Source organism: Methylorubrum rhodesianum (assembly GCF_014199985.1).
GTDB classification, from domain to species: Bacteria; Pseudomonadota; Alphaproteobacteria; order Rhizobiales; family Beijerinckiaceae; genus Methylobacterium; species Methylobacterium rhodesianum.
Window position 1 is genome coordinate 1 of sequence record NZ_JACHOS010000043.1, and the last position, 2,532, is coordinate 2,532.

Genomic DNA, 2,532 nt, shown 5'->3' on the forward strand with positions numbered 1-2,532 from the left:
TGGGTATCGGCGTGGAAAAAGGACCCGGCTGAGGGGCTGATCGGCGTCCAATAGGGACCCACCCCGCCCCCGTGCATCTCTTGCTCCCTACCGCTCACGGTCAGGGAGCCAGCCGGGGATGTTGATCGTGGAGACCATCGCCAAGATCCGGCGCCTGTTTCGCGAGCACCGGAGCATCCGGGAGATCTCGCGCGAGCTGCGCCTGTCCCGCAAGGTCGTGCGCAAGGCGCTGCGCTCGGACAAGACCGCTTTCGCCTACAAGCGTCAGCACCAGCCCCGGCCGCAACTCGACGGGTACATCGCGCGCCTGGACGCTCTGCTCGCCGAGGAGCTGACCAAGCCCAAACGCGAGCGCCTCAGCCTCATGCGCCTGTTCGAGGGGCTGCGAGCGGAGGGCTATGCCGGCGGCTACGACGCGGTTCGCCGCTACGCGCAACGCTGGTTCGCGGAGCATGCCGCCACCGCCACGGGCGTGTTCGTGCCACTCGCCTTCGCCCCAGGTGAAGCCTATCAGTTCGACTGGAGCCACGAGACTGTCCGGCTTGCCGGCGTCACCTCGCAGGTCAAGGTCGCCCATATCCGGCTTTGCCACAGCCGGCTCTTCCTGCTGCGTGCCTATCCGCGCGAGACGCAGGAGATGGTCTTCGACGCTCATGAGCACGCCTTCCGCTTCTTCGGCGGCTCCTGCCGGCGCGGCATCTATGACAACATGCGCACGGCCGTCTCTGCGATCTTCGTCGGTCGCCAGCGCACCTTCAACCGCCGCTTCTTGCAGCTCTGCTCGCACCACCTCGTTGAACCCACCGCCTGCAACCCCAGCGCCGGCTGGGAGAAGGGGCAGGTCGAGAACCAGGTGCGCACCGCCCGCAACCGCTTCTTCAAGCCGGTCCTGCGCTTCGAGACCCTGGCCGACCTCAACCACTGGCTGAAGGAGCAGTGCCGGCTTTGGGCAGGCACCGCGGCGCATCCGGTGCAGCGCGACCGCACCGTTCAGGCCGTCTTCGAGGCCGAGGACCGGCCGGCGCTGATCCCCTACCGTGGTGCGTTCGACGGCTTCCACGAGGTCGAGGTGGTCGCCTCCAAGACCTGCCTCGTGCGCTACGACTACAACCGCTACTCAGTGGCTGCCCGCGCCGCCGGGCGACACGTGCAGCTGCGTGCCTATGCCGACCGGATCGCCGTCTTCCTCAACGGCCAGAACGTCGCCGAGCATGCGCGCTGCTTCGGCCGCTACCAAACCATCTTCAACGCTTGGCACTACCTGCCCGTGCTGGCCCGCAAACCCGGAGCCTTGCGCAACGGCGAGCCCTTCCGTGACTGGGATCTGCCCGACGGCTTGGCTCAGATCCGCGAGCGGCTGTGCGCTCATGCCGACGGCGACCGGCAGTTCGTCGCGATCCTCTCGGCCGTGCCCGAGGCAGGCCTGGAGGCGGTCGAGGCCGCATGCACCGCTGCCTTGGCCACACGTCTGTTTAGCGCCGATGCGGTGCTCAACCTGCTCGCGCGCAGCCGCGAGAGCCTCCCGCCTGCACCGGTGCCGACGCCGGCAGGTCTGACGCTCGGGATCGAGCCTGCAGCTGATTGCGCGCGCTACGACGGTCTGCGACCTCTGGAGGCGATCTGATGGAGCGACACACCGTCGTCGACCTGATGATCAAGCTCAAGCTGCGCGGCATGCGCGCTGCCTACGACGAGATCATCACGCAGGCCGGCAAGCGCGGGCACGCTCCAGAGCGGGTGGTGGGGGATCTACTGGCCGCGCAACTGGCCGACGTGGAGAGCCGGGCTACGGCCTACCGCATGGGCAACGCCAAGTTCCCGGTCCTGAAGACGCTGACCGAGTTCGACCTGACCGCCTCGCCGGTGAATGCAGCGATGGTGCGCGATCTGCATCAGGGTAACTTCCTCACCGACAGCCGCAACGCGGTGCTGATCGGCGGCACGGGCTCGGGTAAGACGCATCTGGCCATCGCGATCGGGGCGAACTGCGTGCGGGAGCGGGAGGCGCGGGTGCGCTTCTTCAACACGGTCGATCTGGTCAACCAGCTTGAGGCAGAGGCGCGGGCGGGCAAGGCCGGCCGGCTGGCCTCGCAGCTGGCACGGATGGACCTCGTGATCCTGGACGAGCTCGGCTACCTACCGTTCCCGCGCGCCGGCGGGCAGATGCTGTTCCATCTGGTCAGCCGGCTCTACGAGCGAACCTCGGTGATCGTGACGACGAACCTGCCGTTTGGCGAGTGGCCGAGCGTGTTCGGGGACGCGAAGATGACGACGGCGCTACTCGACCGCCTCACGCACCACTGCGACATCCTGGAAACGGGCAATGCCAGCTGGCGGCTGAAGACGCGCAGCTGAGTGCCGATTGTCTCAAAGAGCTGAGGCCCGATCCGGCGTCAGGCTGGAGACGAGGCCGATGCCGCTCCGCTGACCCGACCGGCTGCGCGGCATCGGCCTCTGCGTCGGCGCTCATGCGCGGCGGGTGGGTCCCTTTTGGACGCCGATCCTGGGTCCCTATTGGACGCCGATTGACAG

2 protein-coding genes are annotated in these 2,532 nt (G+C 67.7%); both read left to right on the forward strand.

What is annotated here, in order from left to right; genetic code table 11:
* Positions 1-118 precede the first annotated feature (118 nt).
* Positions 119-1,624, forward strand: a complete 1,506-nt coding sequence (istA, locus tag HNR01_RS27290; RefSeq protein WP_183671074.1) for an IS21 family transposase — start codon at positions 119-121, stop codon at positions 1,622-1,624.
* On the forward strand, positions 1,624-2,355 hold the full coding sequence (gene istB, locus HNR01_RS27295) for an IS21-like element helper ATPase IstB (protein ID WP_183671076.1): 732 nt from the start codon (positions 1,624-1,626) through the stop codon (positions 2,353-2,355). The genes istA and istB overlap by 1 nt, the downstream gene beginning before the upstream one ends.
* The last annotated feature ends 177 nt before the right edge of the window (positions 2,356-2,532 follow it).